Annotated in this window: 14 protein-coding genes and 1 riboswitch; of the genes, 6 read left to right on the forward strand and 8 right to left on the reverse strand. The window is 71.1% G+C overall.

Annotated features, from left to right (window positions below; genetic code table 11):
* Nucleotides 1-418 precede the first annotated feature (418 nt).
* Nucleotides 419-1363 (reverse strand): glucosyl-3-phosphoglycerate synthase, encoded by a 945-nt coding sequence (locus ACH4ZX_RS38260; protein ID WP_398283201.1) that lies wholly within the window; start codon nt 1361-1363, stop codon nt 419-421.
* Between the two features lie 158 nt (nt 1364-1521).
* A riboswitch (SAM riboswitch) is annotated at nt 1522-1679 on the forward strand.
* Between the two features lie 18 nt (nt 1680-1697).
* On the opposite strand from ACH4ZX_RS38260, the gene thrC reads away from it, so the two are divergent.
* The 4 genes from thrC (at nt 1698) to groL (ending at nt 6077) form a co-directional block, all read left to right on the forward strand.
* Complete coding sequence (gene thrC / locus ACH4ZX_RS38265; RefSeq protein WP_398283203.1) at nt 1698-2981, forward strand: threonine synthase; 1284 nt, start codon at nt 1698-1700, stop codon at nt 2979-2981.
* Nucleotides 2982-3156: 175 nt separating this feature from the next.
* Nucleotides 3157-3432 (forward strand): MoaD/ThiS family protein, encoded by a 276-nt coding sequence (locus tag ACH4ZX_RS38270; RefSeq protein ID WP_264928251.1) that lies wholly within the window; start codon nt 3157-3159, stop codon nt 3430-3432.
* A gap of 441 nt (nt 3433-3873) precedes the next feature.
* Nucleotides 3874-4077 (forward strand): cold-shock protein, encoded by a 204-nt coding sequence (locus ACH4ZX_RS38275; RefSeq protein ID WP_004986573.1) that lies wholly within the window; start codon nt 3874-3876, stop codon nt 4075-4077.
* A 377-nt stretch (nt 4078-4454) separates the two neighbouring features.
* A complete protein-coding gene (gene groL / locus ACH4ZX_RS38280; RefSeq protein WP_324783477.1) occupies nt 4455-6077 on the forward strand; it encodes a chaperonin GroEL in 1623 nt (540 codons plus the stop codon).
* Between the two features lie 107 nt (nt 6078-6184).
* Here the strand turns inward: groL and ACH4ZX_RS38285 are convergent, their stop codons facing one another.
* The gene (locus tag ACH4ZX_RS38285; protein WP_398283206.1) at nt 6185-7363 is read right to left on the reverse strand and encodes a glycosyltransferase; all 1179 of its coding nucleotides are present in this window, start codon (nt 7361-7363) and stop codon (nt 6185-6187) included.
* Between the two features lie 245 nt (nt 7364-7608).
* Between ACH4ZX_RS38285 and ACH4ZX_RS38290 the strand changes: the two genes are divergently transcribed.
* Complete coding sequence (locus ACH4ZX_RS38290; RefSeq protein WP_398283208.1) at nt 7609-8592, forward strand: hypothetical protein; 984 nt, start codon at nt 7609-7611, stop codon at nt 8590-8592.
* A gap of 127 nt (nt 8593-8719) precedes the next feature.
* Here the strand turns inward: ACH4ZX_RS38290 and ACH4ZX_RS38295 are convergent, their stop codons facing one another.
* From ACH4ZX_RS38295 to ACH4ZX_RS38305, 3 genes are all read right to left on the reverse strand, one after another.
* Complete coding sequence (locus ACH4ZX_RS38295; RefSeq protein ID WP_351893476.1) at nt 8720-9289, reverse strand: hypothetical protein; 570 nt, start codon at nt 9287-9289, stop codon at nt 8720-8722.
* Nucleotides 9290-9334: 45 nt separating this feature from the next.
* On the reverse strand, nt 9335-9715 hold the full coding sequence (locus ACH4ZX_RS38300; protein WP_398283210.1) for a peptidoglycan-binding protein: 381 nt from the start codon (nt 9713-9715) through the stop codon (nt 9335-9337).
* Between the two features lie 105 nt (nt 9716-9820).
* Nucleotides 9821-10201 (reverse strand): peptidoglycan-binding protein, encoded by a 381-nt coding sequence (locus ACH4ZX_RS38305; protein ID WP_398283212.1) that lies wholly within the window; start codon nt 10199-10201, stop codon nt 9821-9823.
* Nucleotides 10202-10596: 395 nt separating this feature from the next.
* Here ACH4ZX_RS38305 and ACH4ZX_RS38310 point away from each other — a divergent pair, with 395 nt between their 5' ends.
* Entirely contained in the window at nt 10597-11013 is a 417-nt protein-coding gene (locus ACH4ZX_RS38310) for a peptidoglycan-binding protein (protein WP_398283214.1), read from the forward strand.
* Nucleotides 11014-11124: 111 nt separating this feature from the next.
* Here the strand turns inward: ACH4ZX_RS38310 and ACH4ZX_RS38315 are convergent, their stop codons facing one another.
* The 3 genes from ACH4ZX_RS38315 to ACH4ZX_RS38325 all read right to left on the reverse strand — a co-directional run bounded on the left by ACH4ZX_RS38315 (nt 11125) and on the right by ACH4ZX_RS38325 (nt 16806).
* Entirely contained in the window at nt 11125-14772 is a 3648-nt protein-coding gene (locus ACH4ZX_RS38315; protein WP_398283216.1) for an SDR family NAD(P)-dependent oxidoreductase, read from the reverse strand.
* Nucleotides 14773-14807: 35 nt separating this feature from the next.
* Nucleotides 14808-15743 (reverse strand): N-acetylmuramic acid 6-phosphate etherase, encoded by a 936-nt coding sequence (gene murQ / locus ACH4ZX_RS38320; RefSeq protein WP_398283218.1) that lies wholly within the window; start codon nt 15741-15743, stop codon nt 14808-14810.
* A gap of 82 nt (nt 15744-15825) precedes the next feature.
* Nucleotides 15826-16806, reverse strand: coding sequence for a MurR/RpiR family transcriptional regulator (locus ACH4ZX_RS38325; protein WP_398283220.1), 981 nt, complete (start codon nt 16804-16806; stop codon nt 15826-15828).
* Between the last annotated feature and the right edge of the window lie 12 nt (nt 16807-16818).

Here is a 16818-nt window from a genome sequence, read left to right on the forward strand (position 1 = left end):
CGACGGCACGCCGTGGCACGGCCGGCGGCATCTCCGCGGCGGCCCGGCAGCGCCCGAGGGGGCGCGGGGAACTGCGCGACCGGCCACGACGGCGCGGCAGACGGCCGACGGCACGCCGTGGCACGGCCGGCCGCATCTCCGCGGCGGCCCGGCAGCGCCCGAAGGGGCGCGGGGAACTGCGCGACCAACCACCACGGCGCGGCAGACGGCCGACGGCACGCCGTGGCACGGCCGGCCGCATCTCCGCGGCGGCCCGGCAGCGCCCGAAGGGGCGCGGGGAACTGCGCGACCAACCACCACGGCGCCGCAGACGACCGACGACACGCCGCGGCACGGCACGCCGCGACACGCCGCGGAACGGCACGGCGCGGCACGCCGCGGCACGGCGCGGCATGACACCGCACCACCAGCGGAGCGCTCACGCCACCTTGCGGGTCTGGTACTCCGCCAGTTCCGCCATCGGCGGCCGTTCCTCCGTGTCCACGGAGTAGGTCCGCGGCTCGAAACCGTGCTCGCCGCGTTCGAACTGGGTGAGCGCGGGCCGGATGAGGTGGCCGCGGGCCAGCCGGAGCTGGGCGGTGCGGTAGATCGCGGCGGCCATCCGGCCGAGCGCCTGCCCGTCCTGGTGCCGGTGCTTGCGCACGCCCACGTCGACCTGGGCGAGGGCGTCCAGGCCCACCAGGTGCAGGGCGTCGACCAGCATGCCCAGCTCCACCCCGTAGCCGACGGGGAAGGGCAGCTGCTCCAGCAGGCTGCGGCGGGCGGCGTACTCGCCGCCGAGCGGCTGCACGAACCCGGCCAGCTGCGGCCAGTGCATGTTCAGCAGCGGGCGCGCCATCAGCTCGGTGACCCGGCCGCCCTGGCCCGCCGCGCCGCCGAGCGGGCGGTCGTACATCGCCTTGACCAGATCGACCCCGGGGTCGGTGAGCAGCGGGCCCACGATCCCGGAGACGAAGTCGGAGGAGAACTCCTTCAGGTCGGCGTCGATGAAGCAGACGATGTCCCCGCTGGTGACCAGCAGGGACCGCCACAGCACCTCCCCCTTGCCGGGGACGGTGGGTATGCGCGGCAGGATCTCGTCGCGGTGGACCACCCGCGCGCCCGCCGCCGCGGCGACCTGGGACGTGCGGTCGGTGGACCCGGAGTCGACGACGACGATCTCGTCGACGAGCGGGACCTGCTGCATGAGGTCGTGACGGATGACCGCGACGATGTCGCCGACCGTCCCCTCCTCGTTGAGCGCGGGCAGCACGACGCTGACCGACTGACCGGTGCGCTGTTTGGCGGCCAGGATCATGTGCAGCGGCCGGTCGGTCACGGACCAGGAGCGGGTTTTCAGCCAGCGCTCGACTTCGTTCAGCACAGTGCGCGGCTCCTCTGCGTTCTCTCGGCGAGCGGACCACTGTGATCCATCTCGCGGTTCGGACGGCTATCTCAACTGTCCTGGCCTTCGGTTACAGTCTTGAACAACGCTGATGACCATCGCATGTCGGGGGTCGCCACGCGTTCACAACCGAATACCGCTCATCCAGAGGGGCAGAGGGACACGGCCCGATGAAGCCCCGGCAACCCTCCAGCCGGTTCTCGTACCGATCACCGTTGATCGCCGCGCGAGGCTCCCGGCTAGGGAAGGTGCCAAATCCGTCTCACGGCGAGATGCGTCGTGAGGAAGATGAGGAGAAAGGGCCTCGCCTCACATGGCTGTGCAGACTGTTGCAAGCACCACGGACTCCACCGTAGACCTCGGCCCCGCCGCGGCTCTGTCCTGTCGCGAATGCGGCCACCGCGTCCCCCTCGGACCGGTCTTCGCCTGCGAGGAGTGTTTCGGCCCGCTGGAGATCGCGTACGACTTCTCGGCCTACGACACCGAGGAGCTCCGCAGGCGCATCGAGGCGGGACCCGCGAACATCTGGCGCTACGCGCCGCTGCTGCCCGTCCCCGCGGACGTGGCCGAAAAGCCCAACCTGAACCCGGGCTGGACCAAGCTCGTCAAGGCCGACAACCTCGCCCGCGAGCTCGGCGTGACCGGCGGGCTGTATGTGAAGGACGACTCCGGCAACCCGACGCACTCCTTCAAGGACCGCGTGGTCGCCCAGGCCCTGGAGGCCGCCCGCGCCTTCGGCTTCACCACCCTCTCCTGCTCCTCCACCGGCAACCTGGCCGGCGCCGTCGGCGCCGCCGCCGCCCGCGCCGGCCTCCGTTCCTGCGTGTTCATCCCGCGCGACCTGGAGCAGGGCAAGGTCGTCATGGCCGCCATCTACGGCGGCGACCTCGTCGGCATCGAGGGCAACTACGACGACGTCAACCGCTTCTGCTCCGAGCTCATCGGCGACCCGGCCGGCGAGGGCTGGGGCTTCGTCAACGTCAACCTGCGGCCGTACTACGCGGAAGGGTCCAAGACCCTGGCGTACGAGGTGTGCGAGCAGCTCGGCTGGCGGCTGCCGGACCAGATCGTCATCCCCATCGCCTCCGGCTCGCAGCTCACCAAGGTCGACAAGGGCCTCCAGGAGCTGATCAAGCTCGGGCTCGTCGAGGACAAGCCGTACAAGATCTTCGGCGCGCAGGCGCTGGGCTGCTCGCCGGTGTCCACCGCCTTCAAGGCCGGCCACGACGTGGTCCGCCCGCAGAAGCCGGACACCATCGCCAAGTCCCTCGCCATCGGCAACCCGGCCGACGGCCCCTACGTCCTCGACATCGCCCGCCGCACCGGCGGCGCCGTGGAGGACGTGACCGACGAGCAGGTCGTCGACGCGATCAAGCTGCTCGCCCGGACCGAGGGCATCTTCGCCGAGACGGCGGGCGGCGTGACGGTCGGCGTGACGAAGAAGCTGATCGACAACGGCGTCCTCGACCCCACGAAGACCACCGTCGTCCTCAACACCGGCGACGGCCTGAAGACGCTGGACGCGGTGGCCGGCACCGGCCTCACCGCGACCATCCGCCCCAACCTGGACTCCTTCCGAGAGGCTGGCCTCGCTTGACCTCATCCTCGGTGTCCCGGGCAGTCCAGCGGTCACCCGCCGGGCTTCCCGCTTCCCGGCCGACCGCCCCCGGGACGAACCCGAGCCGAGGTCTTACGCCGGCTCCACAGGCCGAAACCGCCGGCCCGGCGGCCGAAACGCAAAGAAGTCCTGTAGTCACTGGAGGTCGAATCGCATGAGCGTGACCGTTCGCATCCCCACCATCCTGCGCACCTACACCGGCGGTCAGGCCGAGGTCCCCGCCGAGGGTGCGACCCTCGCCGAGGTCATCGCGGATCTGGAGAAGAACCACACCGGCATCGCCGCCCGCGTCCTGGACGACCAGGGCAAGCTGCGCCGCTTCGTCAACGTCTACGTCAACGACGACGACGTCCGCTTCGAGCAGGGCCTGGAGACCGTCACCCCCGACGGGGCCGGCGTCTCCATCATCCCGGCCGTCGCGGGCGGCTGACCTGGCCGTTCGCTTACCGCCGGTAACGACGGCGACGCAGAGTTCTGACCGATTGCCCTCTCCGTGAGAGAAACGGAGGGGGCAATTCTGCATGGTTGAGCGCGGTACAGTTGGGGAACCCACCCCCGGCTCCGCGCGCCGGACGCGATCACGCCCGCTCCGGATGCGTCGAGAAATAGCCAAAGTGTGCGAGTCTTTTGCGCCATTCGCTCTTTATGTGCGGCCCGACTTGCCCTGAATTCGGGGGAATTCTTACTACATTCCGGACCCCTTCCGTCCGGAATTCTCGTCCGACTGACCTGTTGCAGACGGCAGTTGGGCAGATACATTCGGCCGCGGTCGACGCGTTCCGGCGCACGCCCCCAATCCGTGGGGGGTGAGGTCTGACCCGGATCCGCGAAGTGCGGGTCCGTGCAAGGGCCAGTAATAGGGGAGTTAGGCATGGCTCAGGGCACCGTCAAGTGGTTCAACGCGGAGAAGGGGTACGGCTTCATCGCGGTCGACGGTGGTGCGGATGTTTTCGTCCACTACAGCGCCATCCAGATGGACGGGTACCGCACCCTGGAAGAGGGCCAGCGGGTGGAGTTCGAGATCTCGCAGGGCCAGAAGGGCCCGCAGGCCGACATGGTGCGCGTCACCGCCTGATACGCGCGACCGACCGAACCGCAGCGACGTCTTCCGTCGAAGGGTCCGTACCTCCCGGGGTACGGGCCCTTCGTCCTGCCCGCACACACGTTCGCGGGTGACGAGGTCCCCGCCCGCTCCGCGGGCGCGCCTTGCGCCCGCCCGTCACCCGACCGCCACCCCCCAACGAGCCCGCTCCGCGGGCGCGTCTTGCACTCTCGGGGGTCGAGTGCTAATCATTGGCGTTAGCACTCTGAAGGTGAGAGTGACAACGAGGACCGGGTCGGTGAGGCCCGCAGGCCGGGTGGGGCAAGGAACCACGAGGCAGGCGAGCCGTCCGTCGCGGGCGCGGGCGCGGTCCGAAGGAATCACCCCCAGTCCTGGAGGGACCACTTCACATGGCCAAGATCATCGCGTTCGACGAGGAGGCGCGGCGCGGCCTCGAGCGCGGCATGAACCAGCTCGCGGACGCCGTGAAGGTGACGCTCGGCCCCAAGGGTCGCAACGTCGTCCTCGAGAAGAAGTGGGGCGCCCCCACGATCACCAACGATGGTGTCTCCATCGCCAAGGAGATCGAACTCGAGGACCCGTACGAGAAGATCGGCGCCGAGCTGGTCAAGGAAGTCGCCAAGAAGACGGACGACGTCGCCGGTGACGGTACGACCACGGCGACCGTGCTCGCCCAGGCGCTCGTGCGCGAGGGTCTGCGCAACGTAGCCGCCGGCGCCAACCCGATGGCCCTCAAGCGCGGTATCGAGAAGGCCGTCGAGGCCGTCTCCGCCGCCCTCCTCGAGCAGGCCAAGGACGTGGAGACCAAGGAGCAGATCGCCTCCACGGCCTCCATCTCCGCCGCCGACACGCAGATCGGCGAGCTCATCGCCGAGGCGATGGACAAGGTCGGCAAGGAAGGCGTCATCACCGTCGAGGAGTCGCAGACCTTCGGTCTGGAGCTCGAGCTCACCGAGGGCATGCGCTTCGACAAGGGCTACATCTCGGCGTACTTCGCCACCGACATGGAGCGTATGGAGGCCGTCCTCGACGACCCGTACATCCTGATCGCCAACTCCAAGATCTCCTCGGTCAAGGACCTGCTCCCGCTGCTGGAGAAGGTCATGCAGTCGGGCAAGCCGCTGCTGATCATCGCCGAGGACGTCGAGGGCGAGGCCCTGTCGACCCTGGTCGTCAACAAGATCCGCGGCACCTTCAAGTCCGTCGCCGTCAAGGCCCCGGGCTTCGGCGACCGCCGCAAGGCCATGCTCGGCGACATCGCCATCCTCACGGGCGGCGAGGTCATCTCCGAGGAGGTCGGCCTCAAGCTGGAGAACGCGACCCTGGACCTCCTGGGCCGCGCCCGCAAGGTCGTCATCACCAAGGACGAGACCACCATCGTCGACGGCGCCGGCTCCGCCGACCAGGTCGCGGGCCGCGTGAACCAGATCCGCGCCGAGATCGAGAACAGCGACTCCGACTACGACCGCGAGAAGCTGCAGGAGCGCCTGGCCAAGCTGGCCGGCGGTGTCGCGGTCATCAAGGCCGGTGCCGCCACCGAGGTGGAGCTCAAGGAGCGCAAGCACCGCATCGAGGACGCCGTCCGCAACGCCAAGGCGGCCGTCGAGGAGGGCATCGTCGCCGGTGGTGGCGTGGCCCTGCTGCAGGCCTCCCAGGTCTTCGAGAAGCTGGAGCTCGAGGGTGACGAGGCGACCGGCGCCAACGCCGTGAAGCTGGCCCTGGAGGCCCCGCTGAAGCAGATCGCCGTCAACGGTGGTCTCGAGGGCGGCGTCGTCGTGGAGAAGGTGCGCAACCTGGCCGTCGGCCACGGTCTGAACGCCGCCACGGGCGAGTACGTCGACATGATCGCCGAGGGCATCATCGACCCGGCGAAGGTGACCCGCTCCGCCCTGCAGAACGCCGCCTCCATCGCCGCGCTGTTCCTCACCACCGAGGCCGTCATCGCCGACAAGCCGGAGAAGGCCGCCGCGCCCGCCGGCGGCGGCATGCCGGGCGGTGACATGGACTTCTGATCCGCGCCCGGATCGAGCTGTCCTTTCCGAGGGCGGCACCCCCTGCTCGCAGGGGGTGCCGCCCTCGGGCGTTGTCCGGGCCCTCGTCTCCGGCCCGTGCCGTCCGCCTACTTCTTGCGGCTCTTGCCGCCCCGGCGGTTCCTCGCGCCCTTGCCCGACCGGGCCGCGGACGCGGCCTTCGGCCGGCGGGCGGCGGCGGCCGGCTGAGCGACGGCCACGGCATGGCGGACCGAGAACTCGCGGTTGATCTCGACCTGGCGGCGGACGGCGGCGGGCAGGTCCGGCATCGCCAGGAGCATGTCGCACGCCCGCAACGCCTGGGCGTGGTCACCCACCCAGTACGCGGCGATCGAGTACTCGAACAGCAGGCCCCAGCGGTAGACCCAGGGCTTGATGAAGAGCAGGTCCTCCGGCTCCGGCCGACCGACGACCGCGGCGAGGACCGCGTGGGCGGTGCGGTGACGGCCCTTCTGGCGCAGCCGGGAGGCGAGCTCGTAGCAGGCCTCCAGGCGCTGCGGCCGGACCTCCCAGGCCCGGGAGAAGGCCTCGATCGCACCCGCCCAGTCGTCGGTCCGCTCGGCCCGCAGGATGCCGCTCTCCAGCAGCGAGCAGTAGACCTCCTCCGCCCAGCCGCCCATGGCCGCGCGGCGCTCGTACAACTCGACGGCCTCCTCGGCCCGGCCCAGGTCGCGTACGGTGTTGGCCAGGTAGAAGACGGTCCGGGGATTGTCCGGGTCCCGTTCCAGCTCGCGGCGCAGCAGGCGCGCGTCCCGCTCGAACTTCTCGGCGCGGCAGCCGCCGTCCGCGTGGTCCTCGATCACCAGGGCTTCGAGGTTCTCCTGCACGTCGGGCCCGTCGGTGCACGGGTACTCGTGCGTGACGCCCTCGTACCGCCAGACGCGGTCCGCGCGCATCAGATGCTTGAAGCGGTGCTGGGTGCCCGGGCTGTCGTAGCGCAGCATGTAGGAGGTCGCCGTCAGGTGCGGCAACGGCGCGTCCTGGCGCAGTACGTGGTCGGCGTCCAGGGTGAGCACGTAGTCCGCCTTGCCGAGGGCGTACCCGATGTTGAGGGTGCGGTTGTGGCCGAAGTCGACCCAGGGGTCCTGGTGGAGTTCGCCGGGGATGCCGTCGAGTGCTTTGCGGACCAGTTCCTGGGTGCCGTCCGTCGAACCGGTGTCGGAGATCATCCAGGTGTCGACGAGGTGACGTACCGAGCTGAGGCATCGCTCGATCACCCGTGACTCGTTCTTGACGATCATGCAGAGGCAGATGGTCTGTTTCTTCATGGGTTCACGGGTCCTGGCCGGTGGCCGGTGGGCGGGTGGGGTCGGCCGACCACCGTGACATGCGTCCGGCGTTTCCGGCGCGTGCCACGCGCGGACACGGCCGGGAGGCGCTCGTCCGGAGGCGCCATTTTGATCCGATTGCCTGATATTCGTACCCCTTGGCCGGTGGGCGGAGGCCGTCACCCGGCCTCCGCATGAGGCTGAACCCGGAAGGTCCGATTCACCTTTGACAAGGAGGACGACGAATGGATCCGGATATCCGGAGGACTCCGCGCCTGGGACCGCTGGCGCGCGAGCGATTCAAGCAGGCGGGCATGCTCGCCTCGCTGACCCTGGTCATGGCCGCTGGACTGGTCGACCCCGCCGTGGCGGCGGTGCAGAGCATGCAGGTGCACGTGGCCGTGGCGAAGGGCGACCACTGCGGAGTCCCGGGCAGGCGCGCCGCGGACGACAGGGGCGACATTCACGGGAACGGCGGCGGCAAGGACCAGTGCAAGGGCGCGACGGGTGCGACCGGACCCACGGGCCCGCCCGGTGCGACCGGCGCGACCGGCGCCACGGGTCCGGAGGGGCCGCAGGGCGTGACGGGTGCGACCGGGCCTGAGGGTCCGCAGGGTGTGACCGGTGCGACCGGGCCCGAGGGTCCGCAGGGTGTGACGGGTGCGACCGGGCCCGAGGGTCCGCAGGGTGTGACGGGTGCGACCGGGCCCGAGGGTCCGCAGGGTGTGACCGGCGCGACCGGGCCCGAGGGTCCGCAGGGTGTGACCGGCGCGACCGGCGCGACGGGTGCGCCAGGTGAGACCGGCGCCACTGGCGCCACTGGTGCGACGGGTGCGACGGGTGCGACGGGTGCGACGGGTGCGACCGGTTCCACCGGCGCCACCGGTCCCTGCGCGGACATCGACAGCATCGCTCCGTCGAGCTCGGGACAGTTCAGCGCGGTCATCTCCGGAGGCCAGACCTTCGTGGGCAGCCAGGCCCTCACGCCGTCGGTGGGCGACTACCAATGGGTCAACCTGAGTGACGCTGACAACCCGGGCTACCCCGCCAGTGCCTGTGCCGTCGGGGTCACCGCGCAGGGCAACGACCTGCGGGTCCAGCTCCTGACCACGGGCGGGCTCGTCTACCAGACCCATTGCAACGTGGCGGGTACGAGCCTCACCTGCACGGAGGCATGGACGCAGCAGACGACACCGTCCACGACCCTGTCGAACCGCAAGAGGAAGTAGCGCGGCCCGGCGGCGGGCGGCATCCCCTGCTGCCGAGGCACAGGGGGAGCCGCCCCTCGGTGTGCGCCACAAGCGGATACACGCCGAGGCGGGCCCGCGGGCCCGGTGACGGCCCGGCGGACGGCGTCTACGGATTGCCCATCGGCTCGATGTCGACCCTGACCGGCGTGCCCCACACGCGGAGCACCTCGTAGTCGGTGAACTCGTGCACGAGCCGGTACGCCATGGCGGGGCGGGGGCCGCGCCGCTGGGCGGCGAGGTACAGCTCGGCCTCGCGCCGGTCCCGCCGGGGCGTCCCGCACAACTGCCACTCCTGCCCGTTCCACAGCTCCGGCAGCCACCGCTGCTGGGGCTGCGGGCGGTCGGCGCGCACGCCGTAGCGGGACGGGACGGGCTCGGTGGGGGCCTGCGGCACGGGCCCGCCGTTGTACTCGGCGCGGCGGGCGGCCCGGCGCCGGGTCTCGCACAGCAGGCACAGGTCGGGGGCGCTCTCGTCGACCGGACCGGTGGGGTGCTCGGGGCAGCGGGTGCTGGGCGCGGCGCCGCTGACACTGTCCTCCAGCAGGTCGAGGGCCCGGCGCAGATCGGCCTTGACCTCGTGCAGCTTGGCGTCGGGGGTGTCGGCCCCCAGCGCTTCGCCGTGCTCCCCGAGCAGACGGAGCGCGCGACCGAGGGCGGTGAGCTGGGCGTGGTTCATGGGATCAGTCTGCGCCACCGCCCCGGCCGGCCGAATGACGGCTGCTCAGGCGTTGTACTCGGCGTACCAGCGCAGCGCGGGCCAGGTCTCGCTGCCGACGATGCCGTCGATGGCGATGGCGTAGCCGAACGCGTTGTTCATCAGGGTCTGGAACTTCTTGGCGGCGGCCTTCGAGTTGGTCCCGAAGACTCCGTCGATGGTGCCCGGGTCGAATCCCGCCCTCTTGAGCAGGCACTGGGCCTCGATGCCCGCACTCGACACTCCGGTGGAGCTGGGAATCACGGTGTTGCCGCTGTAGTAGCCGGCATACGCCTTGCCTCCCGAGACGGTGTAGTGACAGGTGTACGCCTGAGCGGTGGTGGTGCCGGCGAAGGCCGCGGGGGCGGCGATGGTGCCGGCGATCAGCGTCGCGGCGGTCAGGGCCATGGCTGTGTTCCTGCGCAAAGTCTTCTCGTTTCTCTCGTGGTGTGGTCCGGTGATGATCACCGTCGGTCGACTGCCTCCGGCGGCGTGTGTTTCACCTGTTGCGCGTCACATTCCGATTCCGCAGCAGCGCAGGAAGGGCCATGTCTGGCTGCCGACGATCCCGTCCGTGGCAAGCAGGTCACGGTTGGTCTCGTCGTTTATGTAGGCCTGGAAAGCCTTCGCGGCGGCCTTGGAGTTGGTCCCGAAGACTCCGTCGATGGTGCCGGGGTCGAATCCCGCCTTCTTGAGCAGGCACTGGGCCTCGATACCCGAACTCGACACCCCGGTGGAGCTGGGAATGACGGTGTTGCCGCTGTAATAGCCGGCATGCCAATAGCCGTTCGATTCGGAGTAATGACAGGTGTATGCCTGAGCGGTGGTGGTGCCGGCGAAGGCCGCGGGGACGGAAAGAGTGCCGGTGATCAGCGCCGCGGCGGTCAGGGCCATTGCTGTCTTCCTGCGCAAAGTCGTCTCGTCTCCCTCGTGTGGTGATCCCGTGACGGCTGCGGGGATCACTGCGGGGATCAGCCTGTGGCAAGCACGCGCGCAGTCGCGACCGTTCGCGCCACGATTCGAGCACGTTCGAACGGATGGCCTCGGAACGAGCAAGGCCAGGACAGCCGGCGGGACAGTCGGCGGGAGAGCCGGCGGGACAGCTGGCGGGAGGGCCGGCGGGAGGGCCGGAAGGAGACGTGCCCTGCCACTCGCAGGGCCGTCTGTTCGAACGTGCTCGAATCGTCGCCCGAACCGTCGCGTCGCCGTGCGCGGCTGCCGCACGCTGATCTCCGCAGTCGCCAATGGATCACCGGACCACCACCGGATCACCGGACGAGGGAGACGACATGGCTTCACGGAGAAACATCGCGATGGCCCTGACCGCCGCGACGCTGATCGCCGGCACCATCGCCGCCCCCGCGGCCTTCGCCGGTACCACCACCGCCCAGGCGTACACCTGCCACTACTACGAGTCGGGGACGGGGGTCTACGGGTACGCCGGCTATTACACCGGCAACACCGTCATCCCCAGCTCCACCGGGGTGTCGAGTTCGGGCATCGAGGCCCAGTGCCTGCTCAAGAAGGTCGGGTTCGACCCCGGCACCATCGACGGTGTCTTCGGGACCAAGTCCAAGACCGCCGCCAAGGCCTTCCAGTCCTACGTGAACGACAGGTCCGGATACCCCGTGATGACGGTCGACGGAATCGTCGGCAGTGAGACCTGGCCCAACCTGCGGTACTACGCGGCGATGTACATCTACTGATCCACCTGACTGCCGCGGGCGGCGCGGTGGGATCACCGGCAAGCCCGGACCGTACCCGTGGCGCCGGCGCCTGGCCCGTCGTAGGCCAGGCGCCGGACCCGCACCGGCCGGTCAGCGCGACGGGCTGTCGCCCAACGCGCCCGCGATGTGCTGAGCGAGCTTCCGGGGAGACGGTCCCTGCAGGATCTTGGCCACGGGGACGCTGACAGCCAGATCCGAGGCGATCCGCGCCCGCAGCTCCACCGACATCAGCGAGTCCACCCCCAGACGCTTGATCGAGACGGCATCGTCCACCCTGTCCATGGTGAGCCCGAGGACGGAAGCGAGCTGTTCCTGGCAGTAGGCGGTGAGGAGCTTCTCCCGGACACCGGAGTCCGCCCGGAGGACCGCCTCCCGGTCCAGCCGCCCCGACTCCACGTTCTGCTCTGCCGCGTCCTGTGCCTCCGCGGGTGAGCTGCCCGCTCCTGCGAACTGACGGAACGCGGAAGACTTGGCGCGGGACGGGAAGAACTTGGTCCACTGTTCGAGGTCCAGGGACATGACCGCCGCCTGAGGGGTCCACTCCCGGATGAGCCGGCCGAGCGCGTTGAGCGCCACGTCCGGGCTCATGGCCGCGAGGCCGCGGGAGGCGAAGCGCTCGCTCGACGCGGTGTCCCGCGCCGCGGTTCCGATCTGGTCCCAGCGGCCCCAGTTGACGGTCAGCGCCGGCCGGCCGCGCAGCCGCCGGTTCCAGGCGATCGCGTCCATGAAGGCGCTGGCCGCGGAGTAGTTGGCCTGCCCGGGGGAACCCATGAGCGAGGCCGCGGACGAGAAGAGGACGAAGAACTCGATCGGGTCGTCGGCGGTGAGTTCGTCGAGGTTGCGGGTGCCGTCGATCCTCGGCGCCGCGGTGGCGGTCAGGCTCTCGCCGTCGAGCTGGGTGATGGTGCGGTCGTCGAGCACCACGGCCGAGTTGATGACGCCGGCGAGCGGCGGCGGGTTCTGGCGCACCCAGTCGAGTACCTCGCTCAGCCGCGCGCGGTCGGAGATGTCGGCCCGCAGGGCGTGAACGCTCGCTCCCTTCGCGCGCAGCGCCTCCAGCTCCGGCAGCGCGGCGTCGTCCGCGCCGCGGCGCCCGAGGAGCACGAGGTGCCGTGCCCCCTGCTCGGCCATCCACCGCGCGGCTCGCAGACCCACTCCGCCCAGGCCCCCGGCGACGAGATACGTCGAGTCGTCCCGGAAGAGGGGGCCCGGCTCGGACGGCGTGAGCGGGTGCGCCACGACCCGGTGTGCGAACCGGGAGGTGCCGCGCAGGGCGACTTCGTCCTCCTCGACGTCCGCGCTGATCTCGTTCCACAGGCCTCGCAGGTCGGCGCCGCCCGGATCGGCCGGGAGATCGACGAGGGAACACCTGAGGTCCGGGAGTTCGTACATGGCCGTTCGCCCGAGCCCCCAGACGGCGGCCTGCTGGGGAGACGTCCATCGGTCACCCGGAACGACCGCATGAGCCCCGCGGGTGACGAGCCAGACCCTCGGAGAGACGGTCAGCTGGGCTTCCGCCACCGCCTGGAGGACGGTCAGCGCCGTGGCGGTCTGGCCGAGGTCACCCTGAGCGTCCGTCGGCGGAGCCAGATGCACGACACCGGCCCAGGACCCCTCCTTCAGAGCGATGAGCAACTGCTCGCGCAGGGACTGCCCGTCTGCCGCGAGAAGTTCGCATCCGCCGCTGCGTTCGCGCATCAGCCGGCACAGACCGTCGGCCTCCGGCGTCCCGGCACCGATGACGATCCAGCGCTGTGCCTTCGCACCACGGGGCTTGGGCAGCGGGGCCAGGCGCTCCCATCGGGAGACGTGGGCGAGGTCGCTCGCGCGACGCTCGGCGACCTCGGGAAGCTCGCGTTCCAGGCGCTGCACGCGCAGACCCTCGACCTCCAGCAGGGTGGCATCCTCCGCACCGGCGAGCGTCAGGTCGGCGACGAGGAAGTCCACGTCGTCGTCGGCGGAGCGGCGCTCGGCATGAGCCCGCAGAGTGCCGCCGAGCGGGACCGGGGTGCGGTGAACGACGCGGTCGATGGATGTCGGCAGGTAGCTGTGATCACCCGTCCGGGACGGCAGCATCGGCATCATGGTCTGGATGAAGCTGTCCGCGAGAGCGGGATGCACCCGGTAGTGGGGGGTGCGGTACTCGCCCGACACGGTGGTGTCCAGTCGCGCCGCGACGTGCGACGGGGCCTGCCGCACGTCGCAGATCGCCCTGAACGGCCCGTCATGCTCCACACCCCGGCGGCGCATTGCCCCGTAGTGCTCGTCGACCGGCAGCGGAACGGCGTCCTCGGGCACCTCCGGACAAGGCGCCGGCGACGGAAGCGGACCAGCGGCAGCGGCAGTCCGCGCGGTTGCCAGACACACCCACTTCCTCACGGCCGTACCCTCTTCGGTGGCCACGTGGCAGGTGAGTTCCAGGTCGTCGTCGTCGCGTCGGCGTGCGAGCACCTGCACGAGGGCGGAGTCGTCCTCGTCGAAGAAGAAGGTGTCCAGGAACCGGATGTCCCGGATCTCGACGGGATACCCGTTCTTCGTGGCGCCGGTGGCCTCGGCAGCGGCGGCCAGGAAGAGTTCGACGTATCCGGTGGCCGGAAACACCGTCGTACCGTGCACGCGGTGCTCGGCCATGTAGGGAAGCGTGGCCAGGCCGAGGCGGAACGTCCAGGCCAGCGTCCCCGGCTCGACCGCCAGCGGCGTGGGACGCCCCATGATCGGGTGAGGTGTGCCGTCCGTCAGAGGGCTTCCGCCCGCGGGCTGTGCCGCCGGGACGGACCGTTCGGCCGCGGGGTTCCAGTGCCGTTCGTGCTCCCACGGGTAGCCGGGCAGCGCGACGTGCTCGCCTCGCGGGAGGTACTGAGCGGACCAGTCGACGTTCTGGCCTGCCGTGTGCCAGGCCGCCAGCGTGCGGGACAGGGTGGGCCGGCCCGGCTCGTCACGCCGGAGCGAGCCGACGACCAGCGGCGAATGCCCCAGTGCTTCGACGGTCTTCTGCGTGGCCTGCACGAGAAGAGGATGGGCGCTGATCTCCAGGAAGCCGGTGTGCCCGTCCTCGGCCGCGCGCTCCACCGCCTGACGGAACAGCACCGGCTGCCGAAGGTTTCTGATCCAGTAGTCGCAGGTCAGCTCCGCACCGGACAGAACCGTTCCGGTGACGGTGGAGTACATCGCGACGACCGCCGGCCTCGGCGCGACGGGGGAGAGCACGTCCCCGAGTTCTGCCTGGAGGACGTCCATGTGGGAACTGTGGGACGCGTAGTCGACCCGCACCTTCTGGGCGAACACGTCCTGAGCCTGAAGCGCGGAGACCAGTTCCTCCACGGCGGCGGTGTCGCCGGCGAGGACGACCGACTCGGGGCCGTTCTCGGCGGCGACGACCACCCGGCCGTCGTAGGGAAGCAATGCCTTCTCGGCGTCCTCCAGGGACATCGCCGCCGCGGCCATGGTGCCGTGCCCGGTCACCGACTTCAGCAGGCGGCTGCGACCGCACACCAGGAGAGCGGCGTCCTCCAGCGTCAGCGCGCCCGCCACATGGGCCGCGGCGATCTCGCCCTGGGAGTGCCCGATGACCGCGTCCGGAGTGACACCCCAGGAACGCCACAGGGCGGCGAGCGAGACCTGGAGAGCGAAGGAGACCGGCTGTACGACGTCCACGTCGACGAGCGCTTCGCCACTGGTGAGGCGGTCGACCACCGACCAGCCCAGGTGGGGACGCATCGCGTCCGCGCAGGCCAGCATCGACTCGCGGAAGGCGGGTTCCCGGTCCGGGCCGGTCAGCCGTCCGCCGATGCCAGCGCGGCGCGCAGGTGGCCGCCGGACTCCTCCAGGAGGCGGGCGGCCGTGGGGCCGTCGACGCCGGCCAGGAGAGCGAGGATCGCGTTCTTCACCTCGCCGCCGGTCGCCGTCAGCGCCCGCTCGATCTCCGCGTCGCCCGCCCCGGTGGCGAGGGCGACGATCCGCCGGGAACGGGCGCGCAGCTTCTCGTTCGAGGCGCGCACGTCGACCATCAGGTTCCCGTACGTCTTGCCCAGCCGGATCATCGTGATCGTCGAGAGCATGTTCAGGACGAGCTTCTGCGCGGTGCCCGCCTTCAGGCGGGTGGAGCCGGTGAGCAGTTCGGGGCCGACGACGATCTCGATGCCGTGCTCGGCGGCGGCCGCGAGCGGGCTGCCGGGGTTGCAGGCCAGGCCGACGGTCAGCGCGCCCAGCCGGCGGGCGTGCCGCACGGCGGCGACGGCGTACGGGGTGCGGCCGGAGGCGGAGACGCCGACGACGGTGTCGGCGGGGGTCAGCGCGAGGCCGTCCAGGTCGCCCCGGGCGAGCCGCGCGGAGTCCTCCGCGCCCTCGACGGAGGTGACCATGGCCTGCGGGCCGCCCGCGATCAGGCCGACGACCTGTCCCGGGGCGGTGTCGAAGGTCGGCGGGCACTCGGAGGCGTCCAGCACACCGAGCCGCCCGGCGGTCCCCGCACCGGCGTACACCAGGCGGCCGCCGCGCGCCATGCGCTCGGCGACGGCGTCGATGGCGGCGGCGATCTGCGGCAGCCGCTCGGCCACGGCGGCCGGGACGGTGGCGTCCTCGGCGTTCATGAGCCGCGCGATGTCGAGGGTGGGGAGCCGGTCGATCTCGGCGAGGTCGGGGCGGAACGCCTCGGTGGTCAGGTTCTCCAGCTCGGCGCGGAGGGCACGGGGGTCGGACGTGGAGGTCATGGCGGGCGGCTCTTTCGTGGGGGGTACGGCGTGCTCGGCTGCTCGGCGTGCTCGGCTGCTCGGTGAGGAGGACGCGCGGCGGCTACCGCCGGTGCCGGTGGGCCAGCGCCTCGTACGACGCCGACAGCGCCGGCGCCGCCGCCTCGTACGTCCGCTGCGCCACCCCCACGAACAGGCAGTCCACCACCAGGAGCTGACTGGTCCGGGACGACATGGCCGCCGGGCGTAGTTCGCTCTCCCGGGCGGTGGACGTGGTCAGCACGTGGTCGGCGTACTGGGCGACGGGACCGTCGGGGCGCCCGGTGATCGCCACGGTCGTCGCCCCGCGCTCGAAGGCGACCCGCAGCGGCTCGATGACGTCCCCGGTCGACCCGGAGTGCGTGATGGCGATGGCGACGTCGCCGCCGCGCAGCTGCACGGCGTTGGTGACGGCGAGGTGCGGGTCGCTGTGCGCGTGGGCCATCAGCCCTATCCGCAGCAGCTTCTGCACCAGGTCCTGGGCTACCAGCCCGGACGCGCCGACGCCGTACACGTCGATGCGGCGCGCGGCCGCCGCCGCGCTGACCGCGGCCCCCAGCTGCACGGTGTCGAGGCCGGCCGCGGTGTCGGCGAGGGTCTGCTGCTCGTCGTAGGCGAGCTTGGCCACGACGTCGGCGATCGGGTCGTCGACCGCGATGTCGGTGGTGATGGCGGGGGCGCGGCCGGACTGCTGCTGGGCGGCCAGCCCGGCGAGCGCGAGGCGCAGGTCCCGGTAGCCGGGGTAGCCGAGCAGCCGGGCCGTGCGCACGACCGTCGCCTCGCTGGTGCCGGTCAGCTCCGCGAGTCCGGTGACCGTGAGGGCCGCGCAGCCGGCCGGGTCGCTCGCCACGGCCTCGGCGACGCGCTGCATGGAGCGGGTCATGGACGGCGCGAGCGTGCGCACCTTGGCCGCGAGGGCGGCGGGGGCGGGTGGCGCGGGGTACGCGGCGGGCGCCGGTTGCGCCGGGCGCGCGGGGTGCGCCGGGGGTGCCGTCGCTCCGCCCGGAGCGGCTGTCGCGAAAATTTCCTTCGCGTCCTGGGTCACACCCTGAAAGAT

Origin of the sequence: Streptomyces sp. NPDC020490 (assembly GCF_044335305.1) — a bacterium.
In the GTDB taxonomy this organism is placed as follows: Bacteria; Actinomycetota; Actinomycetes; order Streptomycetales; family Streptomycetaceae; genus Streptomyces.

Excerpts from the sequence above, each read along its gene's own strand:
- thrC (WP_398283203.1), top strand. The coding sequence starts at position 1,698 with ATGGCTGTGCAGACTGTTGCAAGCACCACGGACTCCACCGTAGACCTC.
- ACH4ZX_RS38270 (WP_264928251.1), top strand. The coding sequence starts at position 3,157 with ATGAGCGTGACCGTTCGCATCCCCACCATCCTGCGCACCTACACCGGC.
- ACH4ZX_RS38275 (WP_004986573.1), top strand. The coding sequence starts at position 3,874 with ATGGCTCAGGGCACCGTCAAGTGGTTCAACGCGGAGAAGGGGTACGGC.
- groL (WP_324783477.1), top strand. The coding sequence starts at position 4,455 with ATGGCCAAGATCATCGCGTTCGACGAGGAGGCGCGGCGCGGCCTCGAG.
- ACH4ZX_RS38285 (WP_398283206.1), bottom strand. The coding sequence starts at position 7,363 with ATGAAGAAACAGACCATCTGCCTCTGCATGATCGTCAAGAACGAGTCA.
- ACH4ZX_RS38290 (WP_398283208.1), top strand. The coding sequence starts at position 7,609 with ATGGATCCGGATATCCGGAGGACTCCGCGCCTGGGACCGCTGGCGCGC.
- ACH4ZX_RS38295 (WP_351893476.1), bottom strand. The coding sequence starts at position 9,289 with ATGAACCACGCCCAGCTCACCGCCCTCGGTCGCGCGCTCCGTCTGCTC.
- ACH4ZX_RS38300 (WP_398283210.1), bottom strand. The coding sequence starts at position 9,715 with ATGGCCCTGACCGCCGCGACGCTGATCGCCGGCACCATCGCCGCCCCC.
- ACH4ZX_RS38305 (WP_398283212.1), bottom strand. The coding sequence starts at position 10,201 with ATGGCCCTGACCGCCGCGGCGCTGATCACCGGCACTCTTTCCGTCCCC.
- ACH4ZX_RS38310 (WP_398283214.1), top strand. The coding sequence starts at position 10,597 with ATGGCTTCACGGAGAAACATCGCGATGGCCCTGACCGCCGCGACGCTG.
- ACH4ZX_RS38315 (WP_398283216.1), bottom strand. The coding sequence starts at position 14,772 with ATGCTGGCCTGCGCGGACGCGATGCGTCCCCACCTGGGCTGGTCGGTG.
- murQ (WP_398283218.1), bottom strand. The coding sequence starts at position 15,743 with ATGACCTCCACGTCCGACCCCCGTGCCCTCCGCGCCGAGCTGGAGAAC.